The following is a 22,835-nucleotide window of genomic DNA, read 5'->3' on the forward strand; positions in this document are numbered from 1 at the left end:
CCAGGGGTTGAGTTTTTGTCCACTTGTCGCGAGTTCGAGCGCACTTATCTCGCCACAAATGGACAAAAACTCGCAGCTCCGCGAGCCATTGCTGGCTTCGGGTGCGGGGTCCACTATAGAGAGGAGCGGCAAGGCTCGCACCGGCCGTCAGCGCCCATGGCATGACGGATCTAGGGGGCACTCATGGACAAGATCAGTTCTGATTTTCCAAGCCGGCGTGCTGTGCTGATGGCAGCGGGGGCCGGGGCGGCCGGTCTTGCCGGAGCACCCCTGCTGGCCGCTTGCACGGGCGTCCCCACGGTGGCTACGCCATCGGGTTCGGCCTCCCTGCTCCCCGCCCCGCCGGGACAGCTCGCACCGCTGCTGGACAGGCCAAAAGTCACAAATGCCTTGGCGCAGCTCGACGGACTGATCCGGAATGCCATGGAACAGACCGGACTGCCGGGAATGGCCGTGGCCGTGGTGTATCAGGACGAGGTGGTGTACTCCAAAGGATTTGGGGTGCGGGAGGTCGGCAAACCCGAGGAGATAAGTCCCGACACGGTGTTCCAGCTGGCATCCGTGTCCAAGCCCATGGCGTCCACTGTGGTGGCAGGAGTGGTGGGGCGGCGAGTGATCCACTGGACCGACCGCGTCATCGAACACAACAAGAACTTCGCGCTCAAGGATGACTACGTCACGCGGAATGCGACCTTTGCCGATCTGTTGTCACACCGCACCGGACTGAAAACAGGGTCGGGCGACCTGCTGGAAGACCTCGGATTCGATCGTGCCTACATCCTCGGGCACCTCAAGCAGGAGCCCCTCGACACGTTCCGGTCCAGTTACAACTACAGCAATTTCGGCTACACGGAAGGCGGCCAGGCAGCAGCTGATGCGATGAGAATGTCGTGGGAGGATCTGGCCGACGAGATTCTGTTCGGGCCGCTGGGCATGTCCGCCAGCAGTTACCGCCACTCTGCCTACGAGAAAGCGTCCAACAGAGCAACCATTCATGTCCCGCTCGGGGACAAGGTGTGGGCAGCGAAACACCGACGCGATGCCGATTCCGAGGCCCCGGCCGGGGGCGCGAGTTCATCGGTGCGGGACCTGGCCAAATGGCTGCGGCTGCAACTCGGCAAGGGCAGTTACGAGGGCAAGCCCGTCATTGATGCAGATGCCCTCCAAACAACCCACGTTCCCCATACGGTTTCCGGACCGGCGTCAGCACCGGCTGCCCGCTCCCGTTTCTATGGGCTGGGCTGGAACGTCTCCTACGATGATCAGGCCCGCCTCCAGGTTGGACACTCCGGGGCATTCAACCTCGGTGCCGCCACCGCCGTCTCCATGCTTCCGGGTGAACAACTGGCCATTGTGGCCTTGACCAACGGAAGGCCGCAGGGGATTCCTGAAGCCATCACGGCCGGCTTCCTGGATGCTGCGCAGCACGGATATCCCACGGTGGACTGGCTCGCCTTCACCGCCGGCGTCTTCAAACAGATCGATGACTCCGAGAAACCCAAGGTGGACTACACCACGGCTCCGACGGGCGCTTCTCCTGCCAAGGCAAATGGCGCCTACACGGGCACCTACGGGAACACCTACTACGGCACCCTTGTGGTCCTCGAGCAGGGCGGCAAGCTGGCCATGAGAATGGGACCCTCCGGCGGTCCCACGACATTCCCGCTCACCCACTTCGACGGCGACACCTTCAGCTTCGAATCCATCGGAGAGAACGCCAACGGCCTGGCCGGGGCACTGTTTGCGGCACCAGTCCGCGGCACATCGCCAAGGGTCACCTTGGACTTCTACGACAGAACCGGGCTGGGAACATTCACGCGGACGTCAAAGGGCTAGGAGCGGGAACTCCCAGGGCACCTGCCGGCGTGGCCACCCTGCCGCCCCTCGCCACCGGCCGAGTTTCGTGCAACGATGCGGCATGACCAGCAGCACCGGCGCCACCCCATGGCCGTCCCACGCGGGATCAACCCCGGGCCATGTTGTACTGCTCGGTGACTCGATTTTCGACAACAAGGCGTACGTCAATGACGGGCCCGACGTCGTGGAGCAGTTGCGCGGCGAGCTTCCTGCGGGCTGGAACGCCACGCTGCTGGCGGTCGACGGCGACGTAATCGCCGGAGTCCGCCGCCAACTCATTGCCCTTCCCGACGACGCTACGCACCTCGTGGTCAGCGCGGGCGGCAATGACGCGCTCCGCTTCGCCGACCTCCTCGAAGCCCCTGCCCGCTCCGTGGCGGAAGCCCTCGACATGTTCGCCGACGCGCAGGCGCGGTTCGCCGCCGACTATGAGTCGATGGCCGTCGCGATCGCAGCGACGGGGCTGCCCGCAGCGGTATGCACCATCTACGACACACCCTCCTCCGGGCCGTTCTACCGGATGATCAGGACCGCCCTCACGGTCTTCAATGACTCCGTCACGCGGGCTGCGTTCTCCCGGGGCATCGGCCTGCTTGACCTCCGGCTCATCTGCAACGACGACGGCGACTACGCGAACGCGATTGAACCCTCCGTCCAAGGAGGCGCCAAAATCGCGTCGGCCATCACAGCACTGCTGGACGGAACACGCCAGGTGCCGCGGTCAGCGGTCGTCGGCGGCACCTGACCTCATGGGGCTGTCCAGCAACCCGACCTCGAGGCAAGGAAACTGCCCGAGGCATGGAACTAGCGGGGACGGGCCGTGGAGTTGCGGACCACCAGCCGGGGCGTGCTGGTCACGTCCGCGACGGGGGCGCCCGGATCGTTGAGCCGCTCGAGGGCCACACGTCCGGCGGTTGTTCCCAGCTCCACGGCATGAAGGTCCACCGAGGTCAGGTCGATCCCGCGGAGCCGGGCCGTCCGTGAATCGTCGTAGCCCACGAGCGACAGGTCCCCGGGGATCGCCAGCCCCACCGCATACGCGGCTTCGCGGACGCCCAGCGCGAACTGGTCGTTGTGCGTGAACACGGCCGTCGGACGGTCCGGCCCGGCCAGCAGCTCCGCCGCCGCACGCTCCGCGGCCTCCTGCGTGAAGTCGTCCGCCGCCACGGTCTGCGGGGCCAGGCCGGCGTCCCGCATCATCTGCTCGTAGGTTTCCCGGCGGACGGTATGGCCGTCAAAGGGCGGCCCGGCCATGTGCGCGATCCGCGTGTGCCCCAGCCCGAGGAGGTGTTCGACGGCGGCCCTCGCCCCGGCGCGGTCGTCCGGGTACACACTGTCCACACCCTCCACGCGGCGGGTTACACTCACCACCGGGATGATCTGCGCCAGTTCCCGGACCCGCTCGTCGGGATCCAGCAGCGCAGCGGCAATGATGATCCCCACCCGCGCCTCGATGAGTGAGTCCATAGCGCCCTGGTCCACGCCGCCGATGGAGCGGGAAACGCTGAGAATGAGCCGGTTGCCTGCCTGCGGCAGCGCCAGCCGCACCCCGTTGAGGACATCGGAGTACACCTCGTTCCGGAGGTCCAGGAGGTAAAGCCCGACGGCGGTCCGGGACTTGCTGGCCAGGGCGGCCGCAGCCGCATTGTGCCGGTATCCCAGACGCTTGGCGGCGTCGAAGATCGCCTGCCTGGTCTCCGGGCTGACGCCGGCAGCGTCACGGAAGGCGAAGGAGACCAGCGTGCGGGAGACTCCGACTTCCCGCGCAACATCAGCCTGGGTGGCGGGCCGGTGCTGCCGCTGGATGCTCATACGGCCATCCTCCCACGGCGGGAAATCGGAGAAATTCAGCCATTTGTAAGTTTGACCTTACATTTAAACCTTTCGCGCGTTAGTCTTGGGTGTGACAGCGGGCACACGTCCCGCAAAATTGAGACAAGGGAGTCCTTATGTCTGCAACCCAAGCCCAGCGCGACGGCGCGCACACGCCCTCGCTGCCGCCGCTCACGAACGGCCCGCACCGCAAGCGCCTCGGCATGGTCGCCACTGTGGCGACATTCGGCGGCCTACTGTTCGGCTACGACACGGGTGTCATCAACGGCGCGCTCCGGCCCATGACCGCCGATCTCGGCCTCACCCCGATCACCGAGGGCATCGTGACCAGCTCGCTGCTGTTCGGCGCTGCCGCCGGCGCCGTCGGCGGCGGCCGGCTCTCCGACACCTGGGGCCGCCGGAAGACCATCATCCTGCTGGCCATCCTGTTCCTCGTCGGCGCGCTGTCCTGCGTGTTCGCGCCGAACTTCGAGGTCATGGTCATCGGCCGCGTCATCCTCGGCCTCGCCGTCGGCGGCGCCTCCTCAGTGGTTCCCGTATACCTGGCGGAACTCGCACCCTATGAGATCCGCGGCTCCCTCGCCGGCCGCAACGAGCTCATGATCGTCATCGGCCAGCTCGCCGCATTCGCTGTGAACGCCGTCATCGGCAACCTCTGGAGCGAATTTGGCGGCGTCTGGCGCATCATGCTCGCAGTAGCCGCGGTGCCCGCAGTTGCCCTGTTCCTGGGCATGCTCCGGATGCCCGAATCCCCGCGCTGGCTCATCTCCCAGGGCCGCACCCAGGACGCCCTGGCCGTGCTCAAGACCATCCGCTCCTCCGACCGCGCCGAAGCCGAGATGGCCGATGTCAAGCACCTCGCCGACGAGGAAAAAGAAATGAACCTCTCCGGCTGGGGCGCGCTGAAGAACAAGTGGATCCTGCGCATCCTGCTCGTCGGCATCGGCCTGGGCGTGGCCCAACAGCTGACCGGCATCAACTCGATCATGTACTACGGCCAGTCCGTGCTGGTTGAGGCCGGCTTCGACTCCCGCGCCGCCCTCATCGCCAACATCGCTCCCGGCGTCATCGCGGTCGTCGGCGGCGTCATCGCACTGACCATGATGCAGCGCGTCAACCGCCGCACCACCCTGCTCCTCGGGTTTACGCTGACCACCATCTGCCACTTCCTGATCGGCATCGCCTCCATCGCGCTGCCCGTCGGCAACCCGGCCCGGCCCTTCGTGATCCTCTTCTTGGTGGTCGCCTTCGTCGGCTCCATGCAGACGTTCCTGAACATCGCCGTCTGGGTGATGCTCTCCGAGATCTTCCCGCTGCACATCCGCGGCTTCGCGATCGGCGTCTCCATCTTCTGCCTGTGGATCGCCAACGCCTTCCTGGGCCTGTTCTTCCCCACCCTGGTGGCATCAGTCGGCATCACCGGAACGTTCTTCATGTTCGGCGTGGTGGGCATCCTGGCCCTGATCTTCATCTACACACAGGTGCCGGAAACCCGCGGCCGCACCCTCGAAGCACTCGAGGAGGACGTCACCACCGGCGCCATCTACCTGGTGCACAAGACCCCGGCGACGACGGCGCACTAACAGCCCTCATCACTGCACAGGCCCCGCCCGCTGAATTCAACCGAATCCCGCGGGCGGGGCTTCTGCGTTTCCCGGCGTCTACCTGTCGGCGGGCTGGAACAGCTCCACAACGTTGCCGGCCGGGTCCTTCAGCAGAATCTGCTGGCCGCCCGGTCCCTTAACAATGTCGTTCCGGAACGGAACACCCGCGGCCCGCAGCCTGTCGACCTCGGCGGCGATGTCGCTCACCACGAGATGGATCCGGTTCCATCCACCCGGTCCCGGGACCGCGCCGTCGGGCATTGCCCGGCCCGCCGAGCTGGCGGGCCCGCTCAGCAGCAGACGCAACTGGCCGCGGACGACGTCGGCAAACGCCGGTGCCGCGCTCATCCTTACAGTGAATCCGAGGTGCTTCGTGTAAAAGCCAACGGCGGCCTCGACGTCGTCCACCATGTACCGGACGCTGACGAAGTTCACGGTACTATCAAAATCCTCAGGGTTGCTGGACATTTCCCTTCTCCTCTTTAGATGGACACCCGGTTCTTTATAGTGGACCCCCGGATCAGACGTGCTGATCGACGATGACCGGGTTGCCGTCGGGGTCCACCACGATGAAGCTGCCCGGCCCCGTCCCGTCGCCGGCCTCGGCAACGAAGGGAAGGCCCTGGTCCTTCAGCTGGCGCTGGAGCTCCCGCACGTCGGTGAATGAGTCGAGCTGCTGCGCGTCCTGGTTCCAGCCCGGGTTGAAGGTCAGGGAGTTCTTCTCAAACATGCCCTGGAAGAGTCCGAGCACCGTCTGCCCGTTCCGCAGGATCAGCCAGTTCTGGTCAATGTCGCCCCCGGATCTGGTGAAACCCAGCTTCTCGTAGAACGCCGCGGAGGCCGCGATGTCCTTGACTGCGAGGCTGAGTGAGAAAGCGCCGAGTTGCATATGCTGCTCCAGTCTCCGGAACGCTCCGGGCCATGAATTTCCACCGATACTTACCGCAGGTGCTTACTGCAGGCGGGCGTACCTGCCCCCGAACAGCACTATTCCAGAGCCCTCCGACAAAAACCCGCCCCCGGCACAAATTCACGGGACCTTAAGTGCCGCACGATCCTGGGTTCCGCGCTAAAACGCCTCGGTGTGCTCCAGCTCCGGCAGGACGACCAGCGGATCTCCCGCAAAGTGCAGCCTGCGTGAAGACTGCCCGTCAATCCAGGCGAACACGACCGAGCCGTCAAGAGGCACGCGACCGACGATGCCGGCACGGCCTGAGCGGACCTGATTCCGGAGTTCCAGCTCCGCCCCCGGGGTCAGGGTTCCCCAGGCTGCGGGGAGGTCGGCGTCGTGATCATTGCCAGCGTTCGCGTCCATGCACCAATAGAACCAGCTGCGCATTAACGGTCCGTGAACGTGGCCCGCGTGTCATGCCCGTGAATCCGCCGCAACCCCGCTGTGGCGCGCGACCCGCCCGCGTGGGACCATGCCTCATGGCCAACGGCAACGCGGTCCATGATGCAATTGAAAAGGCGCGCGAGGAGATGCTTTTCATCGGGCCGGACCACCCCTACTATCCGCTCCTGGCAGAGATGGTCACCGCCGTGGAGGCGGCTTGGCGGCAGGGGTACGATGCGCACCGCGCCGGCAGGCCAAACATCAATCCCTACAGCTGGCGCCCGTGAAGTTCTGGGTTGTGCCGGGCCCGGTTCGCGAGGGGGGAGTGCGTCCGGACCCGGCAGTTCTGTCGGTTCGGGGCTGGGCTTCCGTTCCTTCAGGACACAGCCAGTATTGCCCGCTGACATGGGGAAATAGCTGGGGCACCTTGGGGCAATTATCCGCAGGCCACCCGCTCCCCCGCGCGGGTCCAAGGAGCTCCAAAGTTCTTCCAAGGACGGACGCGGAAACTGTGAGCAGGCCGGCGGCGGTGGCCCTTGGTCCACCCTCCGGGACCTGGCTGCCTAACCCAGTCCGCCGCCGGCCCCACCTACTGCTGGCCAAGTGGTACCGCATCAACGCCCTCCGCCTCGCGGCGAGCGCCGTCTCCCTGACAGCGATTGCGCGCGTTCGGACGGCCAGCCTGATCCCGGGAAGCACTCCCGAGGCTTGACGCTCCTCTGTACAACCGTGCTACTGCAGGGTAGGTTCGATACGGGAACCTTGAGAATTTCTGCAGGAACCCCTTCCGGCGTTGTGCACCGCCCGGAAGTTACGCCGCTATAGCCTCATGGCGGCCATCCCGCACCTGAGGAAAGAGCCTGTCATGGCCACCTCCCATTTCCAGCAATTCCTTCACGACGCAACCTCCCCTGCTCCCGACACCGACAGCCCGCTGGGGCCGGACTGCCTTTATGGGCTGTACACAAGCTGGTGCCTGATTCAAGGTCTGACGCCCCGGACCGACTCGTCCTTCCGCGCGGGCATGCGGCGGTGTCGAGTCAACCTCCGAGGCACCAGGCGGAAGATGAAGGGTCGGGCCGCCGCCGACTACATCCTCGCCAGCTACCCGTACGCGGGTTGACCATGTCGCTCAGATCGCCCGGCTTCCGTTCCGAAGGCGCCGGACGGGAACGGGTCCTGCCTGTGATGTGTGCGCTCTGCGGCACCGACCGCCATCTCACCATCAGATCGGTGATGGATCTCCCGGACTGCCCCGCCGACGTTGTCATGGTGGCCTACACCTGCGGCCGGTGCCGGCGCTTTAGTGAACACCCTGCCCACGTTGCCGACCTCTCAGCAGTGTTGGGCCGCCGGGAACAAAAGGGCGACGTGCTGATCTTCGGCGGGCACTACATGCACTGCGGACAGCCGATGGCCAGGGCAGGATCCGAGCTCCGCAGGCTGTCCGCGCCGCTGTCCACCGAAGGCGCAGCCGAAGATACCCTGGATGTCTACCTATCCACCCGCGTGCTCAGGTGCCCCTGCGGATTCCAGATGGAACTGCCCGAGTGAACGGGATCGTACATTTGAAGGACAGACCTACCCCCGGGTAACTTTGGTGGGGGCCCATCCTATTCCCCCATGCGGATGGTAGTCTCCGGAAAGCCCCGCGCCGCCTTCACAATGGCGCGGGGCTTTTCGTGTCCGTGCACTTCTTGAGGTTTTCGCCCTACACTGTGCACACCTACTACAGGCCGGGGGGCACGTTGGGTTCACGGGGGCTTTGCCTGGTCATCGAGGACGACCAGGATATTCGCGATCTTGTTGCGCTGATACTGACACGGCTGGGTTTTGACGTTCATGCAGTTAGCAACGGCGTTGACGGCGTCGCCGCGGCATGGGAACACCATCCCGTCCTGGTTACGGTCGACTTGAATCTTCCGGACATGGACGGGCTGGAGGTGGCGCAGCACATCCGGGCGCGCTCGGAGGCGCCGATGCTGTTCATCACGGCACGGGCGGAGGTCGACGACGAAATGGCTGGCATGGCATCGGGAGCCGCGGCCTACCTGGTCAAGCCGTTCCGCCCCCGGCAACTCGCGGAGACGGCCAACAGGCTTTGTCCCGTGGGTCCGCTGACGGCGCACGGCCTGGAGCCGCGCGCCTGACCGTACTGCGCGCCCGACCGTCACCCGGCAGCGGCGACCGGCCGGCCGGCATCGTACTTTCCTGTCTCCGCTCCCTATATCCGCAGGTGGCACTTCGGCTCCATAATGTCCCCATAAACTTCGGGGACCCTCGCGCCCGGCGATGCTGGCGAGGCGCCGCAGGGTCCTAGGTGGCCGCCCCGGCTGTCGGCGAAACGGGCGGCGACGCGGCCCGGGCACGGACGGCCAAATCGCGCCCGGCACCGAACATGGGGACCATCGCCATCCGGCCAATAGCGCCATCAGTGCAATGAGGAGAGAATTGTTATGCTCAAGGACACAGCCATCGCCGCCGTCCTTCCCGCGAAGGACGTGAGCAGGGCGAAGGATTTTTACCGGGACAAGCTGGGACTGGAGCCCGTAGAGCCCGCGGACGACAACGTGATGTACGAGTGCGGCAACGGAACCAGGTTCCTGGTGTACCAGACAGAAAACGCAGGCAGCGCCAAGAATACCCAAATGGGTTGGGTGACGGACGACGTCGAGCGGGACGTTCAGGAGTTGCGGGGCCGCGGCGTCGTCTTCGAGGAATACGACTTTCCCGGGCTGAAGACCGAGAACGGCATTGCCACAACGGACGGCGGCAAGGCCGCCTGGTTCCTGGACAGTGAGGGCAATATCCTGAGCCTCTTCGAACGTCCGTAGTTCCCATGGCGCGGGCGTACGTCCGCGGGAATCGGAAAGGGGACGGAACTGCGCTGTTCCGGCCCCTTTCCGCCTATTCCGCAACCCCTGTGCGGTGAGCGCGCGGCCACCTGCCCCGCAGCGCTCCGGTCCCTCTGCGCCTGCTGGAGCAGAGGGCCCCCAATGGAGCGCCTTGAGGAAACCATAAATTCAACAATTCCTCAATCACGAGTCTCGCCCAGGCCGGCACCCGCGTCAAGGAACGAACCCATTGCGTGCAACCTTCCAGCCCGAGCAGGGCCTGTTCGGAGCTGCGGCCGACGCCTACGGTCACGGACAAACCTTGCCGACGGAAAGCAGTCTGTATTTTTTACTCCGAGGGTTCACGCATGAATTCGTTACCCGCCACCCCCTCGCGGTGCGGGCCTTCCGCTGAAATAATGTCTTATCAGTTTCTGGCGCGGCAGCCGGCCACGGGGACGGCACTCCGCGAACCTACCGGGAAAGGAATAAACGCCCGTGCCTGTCCCAGCAGCTACTCTTGGCAGACCGTAATGGATGCCAACCTGCCGCTGGCCGACGAACTGGCGGCCCTCACCGCCAGGATTGCAGACCTGTTGCTGACCCACGAAACCGTCGATGAAGCGGTCTCGGCGCTGGCGCAGTCCCTCAAGGAAGCGATCCCGGGAACCCTGGGGGCAGGCGTCAGCCTGATGGATACCCGCGGCCGGCGTACCAGCACTGCCTCTACGGACCCTGCTATCGTTCAGGCGGATCAGTTCCAGTACGACCTCCGGCAGGGGCCATGCCTCACTGCGTGGGCCCAGCGGACAACCGTCGTGGTTGAGGACAGCCGCACCGACAACCGATGGCCAGCGTGGAGCCGTGCCATCGCGGACTTGCCGCTTCGCTCGGTGATCAGCAGCCCGCTGTCCACTCCCGACGGCGCCATCGGGGCACTGAAGGTCTACTCTCCGCTGCCCAATGGGTTCGATCCCAGAGCCATTCGCCTGATCGAACTCCTGGCCCGCCCCGCTGCGCTGATGCTTGCCAACACCCAGGCCCGTGACGCCGCACAGCGCCTGAGCGACGGCCTCGTCAGTATCCTGACCGCCCGCGATGCCGTCGGAACTGCCAGCGGCATCGTCATGGAGCGCAACCACGTCAACCGCGACCAGGCCCTGGCCACGCTCATCAGCGCTTCCCGACAGCGGAATGAGCCGCTGCACCAGCTCGCCCGCGACATCATCGCCGGCGGCGAGCTGTAACCGGCCGTCATACAAGCTCTTCTTAACCGCTTTCCTGCATGCCGCAGTGGCCGGCGAGCGGGGGGCAGCCCCCGTCGGCCGTTAACTCCCTTCGGAGGTTCGGCGCCAGCCCGGCCAAGTGCGGGTACAGCATTTTCCCCCTCTGCGCAATTTTGGCGCGCGGGGCAATTCCAAGGAAAATAGCCAGTCAGCACCACAATGCACGTCCCGCTTACTTCAGGAGACAGAGAACCATGACTAACAACATTGCCCCGGGCGCCGGGTTGAATGCCGCGCCGATCGCAGCCATGGCCGCTTTGGAAGACCTGGACCTCACGCCGCAAGGGCTGGCTGATGCCCCGGCGAACGAGCTGGATGCGGACACCCTCGTACACCCCGGCCCCTAGGCCGGTCAGGTTCCGCAGAAGGTCCGGTAGGGACCAAAGCCTTCCGGCGCCGCCACTGCGTAACGTTCGAAGCCGGGACGCTCCTTATAGGGGTCCGTCACCGCTTCCAGCAACAGGCGGAGCGGCCCGAGGTCACCATTGGTTGCAGCGTCGAGTGCTTCCTCAACGAGGTGGTTGCGGGGCACATACGCCGGGTTGACCCGGTCCATCATGTCCGCGTCCGGGTTCAGTGCCCGCCAGCGTCGGGTCCAGTCAGCAAAAGCAACGGATTCGTTGAACGTGTCCGGGAACCTTGTGTGAACGGGCTCGGCCTCACTGCGGGCTGCCGTTCCGAGGCGCCGGAAGAATGCCGTGTAGTCAACGCTTTCTTTTTGGAGCAGTGCGAGCAGTTCGTCGATCAGCGGCGATGCCTCGTCATCGCCGCTGCTTCCCTCCAGCCCGAGCTTGGCCTTCATGCCCGCCAGCCAGGCCGCGCTGTACTGCTGGCGGAAAGCGCCCAGCGACTCTTGGGCCAGTTCGACCGCACGCTCCTCGTCGTCGTCGAACAGCGGCAGCATTGCCTCCGCAAGGCGGGTCAGGTTCCATTCCGCAATCAGCGGCTGGTTGGCGTAGGCGTAACGCCCGTTCTCGTCGATCGAACTGTAGACGGTGGCGGGATCGAACGCGTCCATGAAGGCGCAAGGACCGTAGTCGATGGTCTCACCGGAGATGGCCATGTTATCCGTGTTCATGACGCCGTGGATGAAGCCCACCAGCATCCACTGGGCCACCAGCGAAGCCTGGGCGCTGACCACCTCACCGAATAGTGCCAGATACGGATTGTCAGCCTCCGCCGCGCCGGGATAGTGGCGGGCGATCGCATGGTCGGCAAGGCGGCGCAGGAGCCCCCCGTCGCCGGCGACCCGGGCATATTGGAAACTCCCCACGCGCAGATGGCTACTGGCCACGCGCGTCAGCACGGCCCCCGGCAACTCAGTCTCCCGCTGGACGGAACGCGCGGTGGCCACGACGGCGAGGGACCGGGTGGTGGGAATGCCCAGGGCGTGCATCGCCTCGCTGACGATATATTCACGCAGCATCGGCCCCACGACGGCGAAGCCGTCGCCGCCGCGCGCGAACGGCGTACGGCCGGAACCTTTCAGGTGGATGTCGCGGAGGCGGCCTTCGGCGTCGGAAACCTCCCCGAGCAGGAGGGCGCGGCCGTCACCCAGCCTCGGCGCAAACCACCCGAACTGGTGGCCGGAGTAGGCCTGCGCAACTGGAGTGGCGCCGTCGGGCACTGCATTGCCGATCAGCAGCGGAAGGCCTTCCGCGCTCATCAGGAACTCCGGGTCAAAGCCCAACTCGGCGGCCAGCGGCTCGTTCAGCACCAGCAACCGCGGAGCAGGGACCTCCTCCGCTTTCCAAGGAATGGCCATCTCGGCGAGCTCCGTGGCGAAGCGACTTTCAAATGTGACGGTTGATGCGGCTGCAGCGCTCATCTTTCAAGCATACGTTTGCGTTGGGTCAGAAGCGGCGGGTGGGTGTCCGGCGGCGTCGGCCTGCCAGCGACTCCGCGACGCCGATCAGCGCAAGGGCGGCGACAACGGCAACGATGAACCCGAGGACATTCAGCTCGAAGATGTCGCCGGTACCGAGCAGGCTGGCAATAACGCCGCCAATGACGGAACCGGCCAGACCCAGGAGCAGCGTTGCGACAATGCCGAGGTTCTGCCGGCCGGGCTTGATGAGGCGGGCAAGGGCTCCGATAACGAGCCCGGCGATGATGAATCCAATCATGGTCAACAGCCTTTCTGCTGGTATCCAACAAATTTTGAAGCGATGTAGGAAGTCTACTTACTATTAGATGGTAACCATGCTTACTATTACGGGGTGCTGGTTCATCAGCAGCAGCTAACCCTCAAAGGAAAGAGAGCAATGATGACCGAGAACCCATACGGCACCGGCCCGGGCACCACAGGCTACCCGGACACCACCGATGCGGAAACCACTGGATTCGGCACGGGAGCAGGCACCACCGGCTACCCAGAAACGACTGACTACCCGGGCACGGTAGGAACAGGCACCACCGGCTACCAGGACGACACCTCGAAGAAGGACGTGGCCAAGGAAGAGGCCGCGAATGTTGCCGGCCACGCAGCGGGCGCCGCCCAGAACGTTGCCGAGACGGCCAAGACAGAGGCGAAGAACGTCGCCTACGAGGCGAAGAACAGCGCCAAGGACCTGCTGCACCAGGCGAAGTCGGACCTGACCAGCCAGGCCGGCACCCAGCAGACCAAGGCCGCCGAGGGCATCCGCAGCATCTCCTCACAGCTGCGCACCATGGCCGACGCACCGGACCAGCAGGGCGTGGCCGCGGACCTGATCCGGCAGGCCGCAGACCGCTCCGAGTCGGTCGCGTCGTGGCTGGACAACCGGGATCCGGGCTCCCTGCTGGACGAAGTGAAGTCCTTCGCCCGCCAGCGCCCCGGCACCTTCCTGCTCCTCGCGGCAGGCGCGGGCATGCTCGCCGGCCGCCTGGGCCGCAGCCTGCAGGCCGGCGCCCCCGAGACGGGAACCGCGGCCGGCGCCGGATACACGGGCACAGTTCCGCAGTACCCCGTCCAGCCTCCGGCCACGGAAACCACCCTCCCGGGGGCCACCGGCGCACCGCTGTATGACGCACCGCAGGCCTCCCCGACCACCTACGCCGAGACCGTATACGGCGAACCCGCCCGTCCCGGCTTTGACGCACCCGGTTCGGCAGGGGTCCCGCTGCGCGATCCCGAGGACCCGTATACCGAGGGTGGGGGGCGTCCCCTGTGAGCAGCCAGATCCCCGATACACCTCCCACGGCGGCGCACGCGAAGGCCGATACCACCTCCCTCGGTGATCTCCTTGGTGAGGTTACCCGGGACCTGTCCACCCTGATCCGGCAGGAAATCGAACTCGCCAAAGCCGAACTCAAACAGTCCGGCACCCGCGCCGGCAAGGGCGGCGGCATGCTCGCCGGCGCCGGCGTCGCCGGGCACTTCGTGCTCCTGTTCCTCTCCATCGCCCTCTGGTACGCCCTCGGCGAGCTCATGGGCCTGGGCTGGTCCGCCGTCGTCGTCGCCATCATCTGGGGCATCATCGCCGCGATCCTCGCCTCCATCGGACGCAAGGAACTCAAAGCCATCAAAGGCATGCCCCAGACCATGGAGACAGCCAAGGAAATCCCGCCCACGCTCAAACCGAACGGAGACCACCGATGAGTGATAACCCGGACGCCATCCGCGCCGACATCGAAGCAACCCGCAACCGCCTCGGCACCAACGTGGACGCCGTCGCCGACAAAGTCACCCCCTCCAACATCGTCCACCGCCAAACGGACAAGGTGAAGGACGCCGTCTTCGGAGTAAAGGACAAAATCATGGGCACCGCAGAACACGCCACCCACAGCACCTCCGGCAGCCTCCACCACGCCGCCCACACCACCAGCGGCGGGGTCCACCAGGCCACCGACGCCGCCGGCAACGCCCTCCACGGCGCCGGCGAAGCGATCGCCGACGCACCCCACCAGGTCGCCGCGAAAACCCAGGGCAACCCCCTCGCCGCCGGACTCATCGCCTTCGGCGCCGGGCTGCTCGTCTCCTCCCTGATCCCGGCAAGCCAGAAGGAACGCGAAGCCGCCGACGCCCTCAAGACCGCGGCCGAACCCATGACCAGCCAGCTCACCGAGGCCGCAAAGGACATGGCCCAAGGCTGGAAGGAACCCGCCCAGGACGCCATGGAAAACGTCAAGGCCACCGCCACCGACGCCGCCCAGCACGTCAAGGACGAAGGCCAAACCGCAGCCTCCGACGTCAAAGCCACCGCCACGGACGCCAAGGACCACGTCCAGAACACGTGAGCCGGCATGAGCCTGGCTCATTCGGCAGGACCGGAACGTTGGCCAACGCACCGGCTCCTCAGCATCGCTGCCCGCCTGGATGAGCTGCGGATCAACCGCAACCTCGCTCACCTGGGCCTGACCAAGGGATCACTGGATGTGCTGGAGGCGGTGGCGGACCTCGAGCCCGTCTCCGTCTCCAATCTGGCCGCCTTGCTTTGCGTAAGCAAGCAAAGCCTGGGCAGGGTGATACGCCGCCTTCAGGGCCTTGGCTTCCTGAGCAGGGAACGCAGCGACGACCGGCGCTATACCGACGTCCGGCTCACGAACGACGGCCGCCACGTACTGGCCACCGCGGAAGCCCTCGTCCGGGGGCTCACGCAGGGCAGGCCGGATACGGAATCCGCCCTGCGCCACGACCTGGAACGCTACATCCGCGACCTGCGGATGTAGCGTTCCGCTCTGTTAGCCCTGTCCGCCCGGGCCCACAATCTTCGAAACAGCTGACCAACCGACCGATTTACCCGCCAGCTGCACCGCTGCCGCTGGCCTAGGAGAACCATGCAATTACCTGAACCGCGCGGTCCTGTCAGCGCCGAGCTCACCGACCTTCTGGCTGGCCTGCCAGGAGCAGATCCGGCAGCACAATCAGAACTGCTCAGCCTCGTCGCCAAAACAGTGACGCTAACGGATGACATCCTCAGCGACGACGATTTGCAGCTCGCACTGTTTTGCCTCTACGAGCTGCACTACGGAGGGCTCGAGGGCGTGGATGACGCCTGGGAATGGGAGCCCGGGCTGATCGCCGTCCGCCGGCTCTTGGAAGGACCCTTCGAACAGGCCTTGCGCTCGGCTGCTCTCGAGGCCGCAGTGCCCGCGCCAGCAACCAGCGAGCGCGTTGCCGCGGAAGGCAAACCGGACAGCGACGCAGTGGCGGACATGCTGTTTGCACTGGCTGCGCAGGACGGCGGACCCAGCCTCTCGCGTTACGTGGCCAAGAAGGCGACGGTTGAACAGCTGGCGGAATTCCTCATTCACAAATCCGTCTACCAACTCAAGGAAGCCGATCCCCACACCTGGGCAATCCCAAGGCTGGCAGGGCGCCCCAAGGCCGCTCTGGTGGAAATTCAGGCGGACGAGTACGGGGGCGGACGCCCGCACCGGATGCATAGCGCGCTGTTCGCCAGGACCATGGACGGATTGGGGCTCGATTCCCGCTACGGCAGTTACGCGGACGTCGTTCCGGCCATAGCCCTAGCCTCCGTGAACATGATGTCGCTCTTCGGCCTGCAGCGCAGACTGCGCGGTGCCATCACCGGCCACCTTGCGATCTATGAGATGACATCTTCCCGGCCTAACCACCTCTACGCCCGGGGCTTCCGGCGGCACGGATTCGGCACCGACGTCACCGAGTACTTCGACGAGCACGTCGAAGCCGACGCCGTCCACGAACAGATCGCCGGCCGCGACCTCGCAGGGGGGCTCGCGGAGGCAGAACCGCAACTCCTCGAGGATATCCTGTTCGGCGCGACGGCTGCCCTTGCCATCGACGCCCGTCTCACGGCCCACATTGTGGAAGCGTGGGAAGACGGCAGGTCCTCCCTACGGACGTCCCTCCCCGCTGCGGCATGACCGCGGCGTCAGTGCCCGCCGCGGGACCGGACACGGAATACATCCTGCCCCTGCGCTGGGCTGAGGACTCGGGGGCTGAGGAGCTGGCGGATTACATTTCTGCACTCGCCAGCTGGACGCACGTGACGGTGGTCGACGGTTCCCCTGCTGCACTGTTCGCGCGGCACCGGGCGCTGTTCCCAACGTCAGTCCGCCACCTCCCGCCGGACGCCGCCGGTGGTGGCAACGGCAAGGTCTCCGCCGTCCTGACAGCCGTCAGGCGGAGTGCGGCCGAGCGGCTGGTGATCGCCGACGACGACGTCCGCTACACCCGCGAGGGGCTGGCCGCTGCTTTCGCCGCGCTTGATGATGCCGAACTGGTCCGCCCACAGAATTACTTCACCCCGCTGCCTTGGCACGCACGCTGGGACACATCCAGGACCCTGATCAACCGGGCGTTCGGCGGAGACTACCCCGGCACGCTCGCAGTTCGCCGGTCCGCTTTGATGGCCACGGACGGCTACGCGGGAGTCCTCTTCGAAAACCTGGAGCTCATCAGGACCATCACCGCCGCCGGCGGCGGCGAAAAGCAGATGCCCCAGTTGCTGGTTGCCCGCAGGCCGCCCACCGGCCGCCACTTCTTAAAGCAGCGCGTGCGGCAAGCCTATGACGACTTCGCGCAGCCCGCGCGGCTGTTGGCCGAGCTTGCGCTGCTGCCGGTCCTTGCAGCGTTATGCACACAACGGCGAGTACCGCGTGCCCTCGGGATCCTCGCACTGGCCACCACCGCCGTCGGGATAGCCGAAAGCGGGAGAAGGCGCGACGGCGGCACGGCCGTCTTCCCGGCCCATACCGCTTTGTTTGCCCCGCTTTGGGTCCTCGAACGGGCGGTTTGCGTCTGGCTGGCCGTGGCTCTTCGCACTGCCGGCGGGGTTCCCTATGCAGGAGTCCGGATCAGGACTGCAGCCCATTCCCCGTCCGCGCTCAGGCGTAGGCACGGGGGCAAGATCCAGCAGGCCCAAGGCACTAAACAGAACGGAACACCCCATGGATCATGAAATCAAGTCAAGCGACCCCAGCTCCGTGGTGTTATGCCCCGACGGACCAATTCTCATCCGGGGAGACTTCGAGATTGTTACCCCGTCCGGCGATCCGGTGCCGCGACAAAGGACCACGGTTGCGCTCTGCCGGTGCGGTGCCTCAGCAATCAAGCCCTACTGCGACGGCTCCCACAAGCTCATCAAGTTCCGCACCGATGCCTGATTTTTTCCCGTTGTATCTTGTGCCGAAAGGAGGGAGTAGGCTCAGAACCAGAGGCGAAGCAACCTGCTAGAAGCGGAATCCTGCACATCAGGGTTCCTCCGGTCGCGTTCGTCTTTTTCGTCACGCTTTGGCCGCGGACACTAACTGTCCGCGATCGTTTCCGGACTTTGAATCCGGCCCAAATAATGGAGCGGAACATCCAGTTCCCTGTGGATCGAGGCATGTGATGGCCGCCGAACCGGGCCAGCCACCGACGTCCGGGCAGATCCCCCCGCCTACACTGGAGCAGTTGCAGGACCTCTTGCTGGAAAGCCCTGGTTTCGACGAATTCCTCCTCGAGCTGACTGTTTTTTCTGCTGCCAAACTGGCGACGACTGAGCCGATGCTGTGTGCCATTTCGGTGGAGCGCGACGGACGGCCCGTCACGGTAGCCAGCAGCAGCGACAGAGCCAAGCGGATGGATGAAGAACAGTACGGGTTCAACGACGGCCCCTGCCTCACGGCGCTAAGGGAAGACAGGCGGGTGCTCGTGGAGGACCTCGCCACGTCCGAACGGTGGCACCGGTACGCGCAGGCGGTCACACACGACGGCGTCGCCTCCATCCTTGCCGTCCCGATCGACGCCGGGCCCGGCGCCGCGGCTGCCCTCAACTGCTATGCCCTGAGCACGGACACGTTCACTCCGGCAGCCATCGCCGAGGCGGAAGCGTACGCTGGGTCCCTGTCACGCATGCTCCGCCTGGCCCTGCGGGTTCACCGGCCCCCGGTCCACCCCGAAGGGCTGCACGGGGCATTGCAGTCCAGAGCTGTGATCGATGCGGCCCTCAGCCTGGTTATGGCCCAGACCCGAGGCAGCCGCGAGGAGGCCGCCGCCGTTCTCCACGAAATGGCGCGGTCCAGCAACCAACAACTGAAGCAGATAGCCACGGACATCCTGAACGGCACGACGCTTCCGGAGCGGAGACTCCAAGATGGCGATAAGCACCAGTAGTTCCACCGACAGGGGCCGCAGGACCCGTGACAATGATGGAGGGCACCTGCCGGACGCACCTCGCAGAGGGACGTTCTCCATCCCGATGACATGTGAGGCCCGCCCGTGACGCAGAAGCACCATATGGCCCGCGAACTGCCCGGCATCTTTGCTCGGGTGTCGGGTCGCCTGCTCACGGAACCAGTGGTTGACCGGGCGGTGGCCAACATTGCGCAGGCCGCACACGAAACCCTTGCCGGCAGCGTCGGTGCCGGCGGGACGCTTATTGACGCCCAGGGCCGGTCAACCAGCAGGGCCTCGACGAACAGCCTGGTGGAATGGTGGAAGAGGCGGACCGCCTGCAATACGACCTCGGCCAGGGACCCTGCCTGGCGGCTTGGGCCGGCGCCCGTACTGTCCGCGTGGACGATCTCCGCCAGGACGATCGCTGGCCCGAGTGGCGCGACGCCAGCGCGCGCCTTGGACTGATGTCCTGCATCAGCGTCCCGATGCTCGTTCCCGACGTGACCGGGGCAAGCGATCGTGAGGCCATTGCAGCCCTGAAAGTCTACGCAGACCGGCCACACGCCTTCGACGAACACAGCGAGCAGGTCCTGTCCCTCCTGGCTGGTCCCGCGGCGCTTTTCCTGTCCAACCTGCAGGCGCGGGAACGCGCCGCCCACGTCAGCGAAGCCCTGAAGGGTGCCCTGCGCAGGCGTAGCCTTATCGACATGGCCAAGGGCATGCTCATGGAACGGCTGCCGGTTAGCGAACACGGTGCCCTGCAGGTCATGATCACCCGTTCGCGCACGGAGGAAGTCCTCGTCAGCGACGTGGCCCGTGACATCATCGAACCTTCGACGGATCCCCCTAGCCGGACGCCATGAGCGTCGACGGGGACGGAGAGGCGCAACGGGAGCTGACCGCCAAGGCATTCCGGCACGCAGAGCTAAAAGTCGACGAGCTCTGGATGCACTACTTCAGCATCGGTGGCGACGCCGGTGCCATGGAGATAGAGGCCTACCTGCACGATTCCTACATGCTGCGCCCCATCCAGCGGGACCTGCTGGACCACGCGATCTACGAACTGGGCAACTCGCACGGGTTCTGAGGCGAAATCTGGAGAGGACGGGCCGTGGCTCCCACGGTTAGTCCCGCCGTGGCATTTAACGACGGCCGTACTAACGCCGCCGCCCCGGCCCGCTTCCCCCTCACCAGCCGCGCGGCCTGCTTGACGGCGCTCCCGGCACGGACTAAACAATAAGTAGCCTTAGTAATTGTTATGTCCTGCACGAGGAGGAACTGCCATGAGCGACAAGCCAGGTAACCAGACGCCGAACACCCCCGATGTCAGCGAGACCGAGCTGCGCGAGATGAAGGTGGATGAGCTCCGGCAGGAGGCGAAGGACGAAAACATCAGCGGAACTTCGGGCATGCGCAAAGAGGAGCTCGTGCAGGAAGTGGCCAGCGCCCGTTCCCAGGGCGGAGGCAACAACGACGGCGATGCTGACGCCGGCGATCTGGGCGCCGGGCCCGAGGGCGGCAAGATCCGGCACGGAGACGCATCATCCAGCTCGCTGAAGTATTCGCAGGAGGTCACCTCCACCGAGGACGAACCCGAACGGGAGGGCCGCAGCCTGGCCACGACGCACCACGAGGTCATCAGGCAGTGGGCCGAGGAACGCGGCGGAACCCCTGCCACGGTTGAAGGCACGGAACACGGCGACCACCTGGGCGTGCTGCGGATAGATTTTGGCGGCAACGACAGCAATCTTCGCCGCGTCAGCTGGGAGGAATGGTTCAAGACGTTTGACGGCCGCCGCCTGAATTTCATCTACCAGGAACAGCGCACGGATGGAACGCAGTCCAACTTCTTCCGTCTTGAAAACCCGGAACGTGAAGACGCCTAGGGGCGCCCGGGCCCTGCGGGCGGGACTCCTCGCACTGCTTGTGCTCTCGGGGGGCGCACTTTCGGGGTGTGCCCCGGAGGGAACGGCGGCTGCGGAAGCGGCCGAAGCGTTCCACAAGGACGTGGCCGGTTCCGATATGACGGCGGCGTGCTCGCTGCTGCAGTCCAAGACGCGGGAGGAGACAGCGCGCTCCAGTGACGCGGGCACTTGCGAGAGCCAGCTGGAAAAGACCCAATTCACGGACCCCGGAAAACTGCTGGGCACCGAGCAGTTCGGCCGCAACGCCTTCGTGGAGTTCGAGAACGACACCATCTTCCTGGCCGCCTCCGACGCGGGCTGGAAAATAACGGGCGCCGGCTGCGCCCCCAACGGCGAAGAGGCACCGTACACCTGCGAAGTGGGAGGCAAATAGAATGCGCTGGAGCTTTGCCCTGTATCTCATCCTGATCTTCGGCGGACTGGCCTATATGGCGGCCATCGGACTGGTTCGGGGATAGACGGACCGTGAAAAAAGCACTTAGAAACAACGGCCTCAGCCTCTTCTTCGGGCTCATCTTCCTTCTGGCCCTGCTGGGCCAGGCGCTCACCGGCCACGCCCTCTTCAATGAGGAGCAGGTGGCCTCCGGGCTGGAGGAAATCAGCTTCGGGCAGTACCTGGTGTCATCGAACTTCGCCGTGGATGTCTCGGAAAACTGGCAGTCCGAGTACCTGCAGTTTCTGCTCTACATTTTCGCGACCATCTGGCTGGTGCAGAAGGGGTCTCCGGAGTCCAAGGAACTGAACGAGCCCGGGCCGGAGTCGGACAAGGACCAGCTCGTGGGCGAGTACAGCAACGCCAAGTCCCCGAAGTGGGCCCGCGTCTCCGGCTGGCGCCGGACCCTGTACTCCAACTCTCTGGGACTCACTATGGGGCTGATTTTCATCCTGTCCTGGCTGGTCCAGTCGATTGCCGGCAACAGCAATTACAACCAGGAACAGATCCAGAACTTCCAGCAGCCGGTCAGCTGGGGCGAGTACATCGCATCGCCGGAGTTCTGGAACCGGACCCTGCAGAACTGGCAGTCCGAGTTCCTCGCGGTCGGTTCCATGGTTGTTTTGTCGATCTACCTCCGCCAGCGCGGCTCACCGGAGTCCAAGCCTGTGGGCTCGGCGCACGACGACACAGGCACCACCGGCTAGCGCCGCCTCACAGCCCGTCGACCGCCCAGCCTTCCTGGTAATCAGGATGGTCCTTGTAGACGGCGGCGAGGGACATCAGAACGTATTCGCTGGTGGCGCCGATGGCGGTGGGGACATCGGTGACCAGCGGGACGTTGCCGAGGATGGTCCGTTTGGCAGCGCATTCCGAAAGCACGCGCCCGGGATTGAACCAGCCGACGACGGGTCCCGCCGATCCCTCCATCTCCAGTCCGCGCCGGGCATCCGCTTCGTCCTCGGCGATCCGAGCTTCCAGAAAATCGATCAGGTCGGCCATATGAAGTCCCTCGCATTCAGCTTGTCTGGGTGATGGTGTGTATGTGTTTGGACCGTCAGCCGGGTCGGAACAGCGTCAGGCGTCCTCCTTCGGGCGGTGCCGTCTCTGCGGGGCGAGCGGAACAACCACCACCGGCCGGGTCTGCCGGTGCGTGAGGTGGACCGCCACCGAGCCGAGCAGCAGCTGCTCCAGCCGTGCCCCAACCCTGCCTTCGCGCGTGCCCACCACAATGACCGAGGCATCCGCCGAATCGGCCAGCCGCGCCAGCGCCCGCGCGGGTTCCCCGACAAGGGTCAGGAGCGACCAGCGGATTCCGGCCTTACCGAGGACCGCCTGCAGGTGCTCCCTCAGATGGGCGCTGGTTTGCTCGGCGTCGTCAACCGTTCCCTCCTGCCCCGCGGTTTGCAGCAGGTCCTGGTCGTCCCGCTCGTTGCTGAGGTAGGAAGTAATGTCCACATAGGCACAGATGAGCTTGACATTCAGGGAGTACGCCAACCGGGCGGCGCTTTGCACGACGGCGGACGGCTGGCCGGGCACGACGCCGGCCACTACCGGGCCGGCAATCCGCTGGGGGACGAATTCGTCCTCCCCGCCCGGGGAACCGGCCTTCCTTGCTGGCTCATTCATGAGTGATGCCATTCCACACTGTCCTCACGGCAG

The 22,835-nt window shown here is 65.4% G+C and carries 30 protein-coding genes; 22 read left to right on the top strand and 8 right to left on the bottom strand.

Features of this window, described 5'->3' with window-relative positions; all coding sequences use genetic code 11:
• The first annotated feature begins 183 nt into the window (after positions 1-183).
• Both ACHMXB_RS12725 and ACHMXB_RS12730 read left to right on the top strand, forming a co-directional pair.
• Positions 184-1,836 carry a serine hydrolase gene (locus ACHMXB_RS12725; RefSeq protein WP_395398751.1) on the top strand — a complete coding sequence of 551 codons (1,653 nt, stop codon included), beginning with the start codon at positions 184-186 and terminating at the stop codon, positions 1,834-1,836.
• A gap of 82 nt (positions 1,837-1,918) precedes the next feature.
• Positions 1,919-2,602, top strand: coding sequence for an SGNH/GDSL hydrolase family protein (locus tag ACHMXB_RS12730; protein ID WP_395398753.1), 684 nt, complete (start codon positions 1,919-1,921; stop codon positions 2,600-2,602).
• A gap of 59 nt (positions 2,603-2,661) precedes the next feature.
• Here the strand turns inward: ACHMXB_RS12730 and ACHMXB_RS12735 are convergent, their stop codons facing one another.
• On the bottom strand, positions 2,662-3,669 hold the full coding sequence (locus tag ACHMXB_RS12735) for a LacI family DNA-binding transcriptional regulator (protein WP_395398755.1): 1,008 nt from the start codon (positions 3,667-3,669) through the stop codon (positions 2,662-2,664).
• Positions 3,670-3,806: 137 nt separating this feature from the next.
• On the opposite strand from ACHMXB_RS12735, the gene ACHMXB_RS12740 reads away from it, so the two are divergent.
• On the top strand, positions 3,807-5,273 hold the full coding sequence (locus ACHMXB_RS12740) for a sugar porter family MFS transporter (protein WP_395398757.1): 1,467 nt from the start codon (positions 3,807-3,809) through the stop codon (positions 5,271-5,273).
• Between the two features lie 78 nt (positions 5,274-5,351).
• On the opposite strand, the gene ACHMXB_RS12745 is transcribed toward ACHMXB_RS12740, so the two are convergent.
• The 3 genes from ACHMXB_RS12745 to ACHMXB_RS12755 form a co-directional block, all read right to left on the bottom strand.
• Positions 5,352-5,762 carry a VOC family protein gene (locus ACHMXB_RS12745; RefSeq protein ID WP_395398759.1) on the bottom strand — a complete coding sequence of 137 codons (411 nt, stop codon included), beginning with the start codon at positions 5,760-5,762 and terminating at the stop codon, positions 5,352-5,354.
• A 52-nt stretch (positions 5,763-5,814) separates the two neighbouring features.
• The gene (locus ACHMXB_RS12750; protein ID WP_395398761.1) at positions 5,815-6,183 is read right to left on the bottom strand and encodes a VOC family protein; all 369 of its coding nucleotides are present in this window, start codon (positions 6,181-6,183) and stop codon (positions 5,815-5,817) included.
• 180 nt (positions 6,184-6,363) lie between these two features.
• Positions 6,364-6,609: a hypothetical protein gene (locus ACHMXB_RS12755; protein ID WP_395398763.1), complete on the bottom strand. Its 246-nt coding sequence runs from the start codon at positions 6,607-6,609 to the stop codon at positions 6,364-6,366.
• A 116-nt stretch (positions 6,610-6,725) separates the two neighbouring features.
• Here ACHMXB_RS12755 and ACHMXB_RS12760 point away from each other — a divergent pair, with 116 nt between their 5' ends.
• From ACHMXB_RS12760 to ACHMXB_RS12785, 6 genes are all read left to right on the top strand, one after another.
• Entirely contained in the window at positions 6,726-6,917 is a 192-nt protein-coding gene (locus ACHMXB_RS12760) for a hypothetical protein (protein ID WP_395398765.1), read from the top strand.
• A gap of 838 nt (positions 6,918-7,755) precedes the next feature.
• Positions 7,756-8,184 carry a hypothetical protein gene (locus tag ACHMXB_RS12765; RefSeq protein WP_395398767.1) on the top strand — a complete coding sequence of 143 codons (429 nt, stop codon included), beginning with the start codon at positions 7,756-7,758 and terminating at the stop codon, positions 8,182-8,184.
• A gap of 194 nt (positions 8,185-8,378) precedes the next feature.
• The gene (locus ACHMXB_RS12770; protein WP_395398769.1) at positions 8,379-8,780 is read left to right on the top strand and encodes a response regulator transcription factor; all 402 of its coding nucleotides are present in this window, start codon (positions 8,379-8,381) and stop codon (positions 8,778-8,780) included.
• Between the two features lie 306 nt (positions 8,781-9,086).
• Positions 9,087-9,464, top strand: coding sequence for a VOC family protein (locus ACHMXB_RS12775; protein WP_395398771.1), 378 nt, complete (start codon positions 9,087-9,089; stop codon positions 9,462-9,464).
• Between the two features lie 533 nt (positions 9,465-9,997).
• A complete protein-coding gene (locus tag ACHMXB_RS12780) occupies positions 9,998-10,711 on the top strand; it encodes a GAF and ANTAR domain-containing protein (protein ID WP_395398773.1) in 714 nt (237 codons plus the stop codon).
• Between the two features lie 233 nt (positions 10,712-10,944).
• Positions 10,945-11,097, top strand: a complete 153-nt coding sequence (locus ACHMXB_RS12785; protein ID WP_190242999.1) for a hypothetical protein — start codon at positions 10,945-10,947, stop codon at positions 11,095-11,097.
• 5 nt (positions 11,098-11,102) lie between these two features.
• On the opposite strand, the gene ACHMXB_RS12790 is transcribed toward ACHMXB_RS12785, so the two are convergent.
• The gene (locus ACHMXB_RS12790; RefSeq protein ID WP_395398775.1) at positions 11,103-12,578 is read right to left on the bottom strand and encodes a YdiU family protein; all 1,476 of its coding nucleotides are present in this window, start codon (positions 12,576-12,578) and stop codon (positions 11,103-11,105) included.
• 25 nt (positions 12,579-12,603) lie between these two features.
• Positions 12,604-12,876 carry a GlsB/YeaQ/YmgE family stress response membrane protein gene (locus tag ACHMXB_RS12795; RefSeq protein ID WP_395398777.1) on the bottom strand — a complete coding sequence of 91 codons (273 nt, stop codon included), beginning with the start codon at positions 12,874-12,876 and terminating at the stop codon, positions 12,604-12,606.
• Positions 12,877-13,014: 138 nt separating this feature from the next.
• On the opposite strand from ACHMXB_RS12795, the gene ACHMXB_RS12800 reads away from it, so the two are divergent.
• The 13 genes from ACHMXB_RS12800 to ACHMXB_RS12860 all read left to right on the top strand — a co-directional run bounded on the left by ACHMXB_RS12800 (position 13,015) and on the right by ACHMXB_RS12860 (position 21,880).
• A complete protein-coding gene (locus ACHMXB_RS12800) occupies positions 13,015-13,902 on the top strand; it encodes a hypothetical protein (protein WP_395398779.1) in 888 nt (295 codons plus the stop codon).
• Positions 13,899-14,330, top strand: coding sequence for a phage holin family protein (locus tag ACHMXB_RS12805; protein WP_395398781.1), 432 nt, complete (start codon positions 13,899-13,901; stop codon positions 14,328-14,330). Before ACHMXB_RS12800 ends, ACHMXB_RS12805 begins: the two co-directional genes overlap by 4 nt.
• The gene (locus ACHMXB_RS12810) at positions 14,327-14,968 is read left to right on the top strand and encodes a DUF3618 domain-containing protein (protein WP_395398783.1); all 642 of its coding nucleotides are present in this window, start codon (positions 14,327-14,329) and stop codon (positions 14,966-14,968) included. Before ACHMXB_RS12805 ends, ACHMXB_RS12810 begins: the two co-directional genes overlap by 4 nt.
• Before the next feature lie 6 nt (positions 14,969-14,974).
• Positions 14,975-15,400 carry a MarR family winged helix-turn-helix transcriptional regulator gene (locus ACHMXB_RS12815; RefSeq protein ID WP_395398785.1) on the top strand — a complete coding sequence of 142 codons (426 nt, stop codon included), beginning with the start codon at positions 14,975-14,977 and terminating at the stop codon, positions 15,398-15,400.
• A gap of 108 nt (positions 15,401-15,508) precedes the next feature.
• Complete coding sequence (locus ACHMXB_RS12820) at positions 15,509-16,579, top strand: iron-containing redox enzyme family protein (RefSeq protein ID WP_395398787.1); 1,071 nt, start codon at positions 15,509-15,511, stop codon at positions 16,577-16,579.
• A complete protein-coding gene (locus ACHMXB_RS12825) occupies positions 16,576-17,616 on the top strand; it encodes a glycosyltransferase family 2 protein (protein WP_395398789.1) in 1,041 nt (346 codons plus the stop codon). Before ACHMXB_RS12820 ends, ACHMXB_RS12825 begins: the two co-directional genes overlap by 4 nt.
• On the top strand, positions 17,606-17,821 hold the full coding sequence (locus ACHMXB_RS12830; RefSeq protein ID WP_395398791.1) for a CDGSH iron-sulfur domain-containing protein: 216 nt from the start codon (positions 17,606-17,608) through the stop codon (positions 17,819-17,821). The genes ACHMXB_RS12825 and ACHMXB_RS12830 overlap by 11 nt, the downstream gene beginning before the upstream one ends.
• Positions 17,822-18,110: 289 nt before the next feature.
• Positions 18,111-18,812: a GAF and ANTAR domain-containing protein gene (locus ACHMXB_RS12835; protein WP_395398793.1), complete on the top strand. Its 702-nt coding sequence runs from the start codon at positions 18,111-18,113 to the stop codon at positions 18,810-18,812.
• A gap of 317 nt (positions 18,813-19,129) precedes the next feature.
• Entirely contained in the window at positions 19,130-19,678 is a 549-nt protein-coding gene (locus tag ACHMXB_RS12840; RefSeq protein ID WP_395398795.1) for a GAF and ANTAR domain-containing protein, read from the top strand.
• A complete protein-coding gene (locus ACHMXB_RS12845) occupies positions 19,675-19,902 on the top strand; it encodes a hypothetical protein (protein ID WP_395398797.1) in 228 nt (75 codons plus the stop codon). Before ACHMXB_RS12840 ends, ACHMXB_RS12845 begins: the two co-directional genes overlap by 4 nt.
• A gap of 196 nt (positions 19,903-20,098) precedes the next feature.
• Positions 20,099-20,701: a Rho termination factor N-terminal domain-containing protein gene (locus ACHMXB_RS12850; RefSeq protein WP_395398799.1), complete on the top strand. Its 603-nt coding sequence runs from the start codon at positions 20,099-20,101 to the stop codon at positions 20,699-20,701.
• Positions 20,688-21,113 (top strand): hypothetical protein, encoded by a 426-nt coding sequence (locus ACHMXB_RS12855; RefSeq protein ID WP_395398801.1) that lies wholly within the window; start codon positions 20,688-20,690, stop codon positions 21,111-21,113. The genes ACHMXB_RS12850 and ACHMXB_RS12855 overlap by 14 nt, the downstream gene beginning before the upstream one ends.
• Before the next feature lie 92 nt (positions 21,114-21,205).
• A complete protein-coding gene (locus ACHMXB_RS12860) occupies positions 21,206-21,880 on the top strand; it encodes a DUF6766 family protein (protein WP_395398803.1) in 675 nt (224 codons plus the stop codon).
• A gap of 7 nt (positions 21,881-21,887) precedes the next feature.
• On the opposite strand, the gene ACHMXB_RS12865 is transcribed toward ACHMXB_RS12860, so the two are convergent.
• Both ACHMXB_RS12865 and ACHMXB_RS12870 read right to left on the bottom strand, forming a co-directional pair.
• Positions 21,888-22,175, bottom strand: coding sequence for a DUF6221 family protein (locus ACHMXB_RS12865; RefSeq protein WP_395398805.1), 288 nt, complete (start codon positions 22,173-22,175; stop codon positions 21,888-21,890).
• Positions 22,176-22,250: 75 nt separating this feature from the next.
• Positions 22,251-22,802: a universal stress protein gene (locus tag ACHMXB_RS12870; protein ID WP_395398807.1), complete on the bottom strand. Its 552-nt coding sequence runs from the start codon at positions 22,800-22,802 to the stop codon at positions 22,251-22,253.
• Positions 22,803-22,835: the final 33 nt, after the last annotated feature.

It is taken from the genome of Arthrobacter sp. UC242_113 (assembly GCF_044054585.1).
Taxonomy (GTDB): domain Bacteria; phylum Actinomycetota; class Actinomycetes; order Actinomycetales; family Micrococcaceae; genus Arthrobacter.

Bases quoted from the DNA above. Each gene is read 5' to 3' on its own strand.
- ACHMXB_RS12725 (WP_395398751.1), top strand. From the start codon at position 184: ATGGACAAGATCAGTTCTGATTTTCCAAGCCGGCGTGCTGTGCTGATG.
- ACHMXB_RS12730 (WP_395398753.1), top strand. From the start codon at position 1,919: ATGACCAGCAGCACCGGCGCCACCCCATGGCCGTCCCACGCGGGATCA.
- ACHMXB_RS12735 (WP_395398755.1), bottom strand. From the start codon at position 3,669: ATGAGCATCCAGCGGCAGCACCGGCCCGCCACCCAGGCTGATGTTGCG.
- ACHMXB_RS12740 (WP_395398757.1), top strand. From the start codon at position 3,807: ATGTCTGCAACCCAAGCCCAGCGCGACGGCGCGCACACGCCCTCGCTG.
- ACHMXB_RS12745 (WP_395398759.1), bottom strand. From the start codon at position 5,762: ATGTCCAGCAACCCTGAGGATTTTGATAGTACCGTGAACTTCGTCAGC.
- ACHMXB_RS12750 (WP_395398761.1), bottom strand. From the start codon at position 6,183: ATGCAACTCGGCGCTTTCTCACTCAGCCTCGCAGTCAAGGACATCGCG.
- ACHMXB_RS12755 (WP_395398763.1), bottom strand. From the start codon at position 6,609: ATGGACGCGAACGCTGGCAATGATCACGACGCCGACCTCCCCGCAGCC.
- ACHMXB_RS12760 (WP_395398765.1), top strand. From the start codon at position 6,726: ATGGCCAACGGCAACGCGGTCCATGATGCAATTGAAAAGGCGCGCGAG.
- ACHMXB_RS12765 (WP_395398767.1), top strand. From the start codon at position 7,756: ATGTCGCTCAGATCGCCCGGCTTCCGTTCCGAAGGCGCCGGACGGGAA.
- ACHMXB_RS12775 (WP_395398771.1), top strand. From the start codon at position 9,087: ATGCTCAAGGACACAGCCATCGCCGCCGTCCTTCCCGCGAAGGACGTG.
- ACHMXB_RS12780 (WP_395398773.1), top strand. From the start codon at position 9,998: ATGGATGCCAACCTGCCGCTGGCCGACGAACTGGCGGCCCTCACCGCC.
- ACHMXB_RS12785 (WP_190242999.1), top strand. From the start codon at position 10,945: ATGACTAACAACATTGCCCCGGGCGCCGGGTTGAATGCCGCGCCGATC.
- ACHMXB_RS12790 (WP_395398775.1), bottom strand. From the start codon at position 12,578: ATGAGCGCTGCAGCCGCATCAACCGTCACATTTGAAAGTCGCTTCGCC.
- ACHMXB_RS12795 (WP_395398777.1), bottom strand. From the start codon at position 12,876: ATGATTGGATTCATCATCGCCGGGCTCGTTATCGGAGCCCTTGCCCGC.
- ACHMXB_RS12800 (WP_395398779.1), top strand. From the start codon at position 13,015: ATGATGACCGAGAACCCATACGGCACCGGCCCGGGCACCACAGGCTAC.
- ACHMXB_RS12810 (WP_395398783.1), top strand. From the start codon at position 14,327: ATGAGTGATAACCCGGACGCCATCCGCGCCGACATCGAAGCAACCCGC.
- ACHMXB_RS12815 (WP_395398785.1), top strand. From the start codon at position 14,975: ATGAGCCTGGCTCATTCGGCAGGACCGGAACGTTGGCCAACGCACCGG.
- ACHMXB_RS12820 (WP_395398787.1), top strand. From the start codon at position 15,509: ATGCAATTACCTGAACCGCGCGGTCCTGTCAGCGCCGAGCTCACCGAC.
- ACHMXB_RS12825 (WP_395398789.1), top strand. From the start codon at position 16,576: ATGACCGCGGCGTCAGTGCCCGCCGCGGGACCGGACACGGAATACATC.
- ACHMXB_RS12830 (WP_395398791.1), top strand. From the start codon at position 17,606: ATGGATCATGAAATCAAGTCAAGCGACCCCAGCTCCGTGGTGTTATGC.
- ACHMXB_RS12840 (WP_395398795.1), top strand. From the start codon at position 19,130: ATGGTGGAAGAGGCGGACCGCCTGCAATACGACCTCGGCCAGGGACCC.
- ACHMXB_RS12845 (WP_395398797.1), top strand. From the start codon at position 19,675: ATGAGCGTCGACGGGGACGGAGAGGCGCAACGGGAGCTGACCGCCAAG.
- ACHMXB_RS12850 (WP_395398799.1), top strand. From the start codon at position 20,099: ATGAGCGACAAGCCAGGTAACCAGACGCCGAACACCCCCGATGTCAGC.
- ACHMXB_RS12865 (WP_395398805.1), bottom strand. From the start codon at position 22,175: ATGGCCGACCTGATCGATTTTCTGGAAGCTCGGATCGCCGAGGACGAA.
- ACHMXB_RS12870 (WP_395398807.1), bottom strand. From the start codon at position 22,802: ATGAATGAGCCAGCAAGGAAGGCCGGTTCCCCGGGCGGGGAGGACGAA.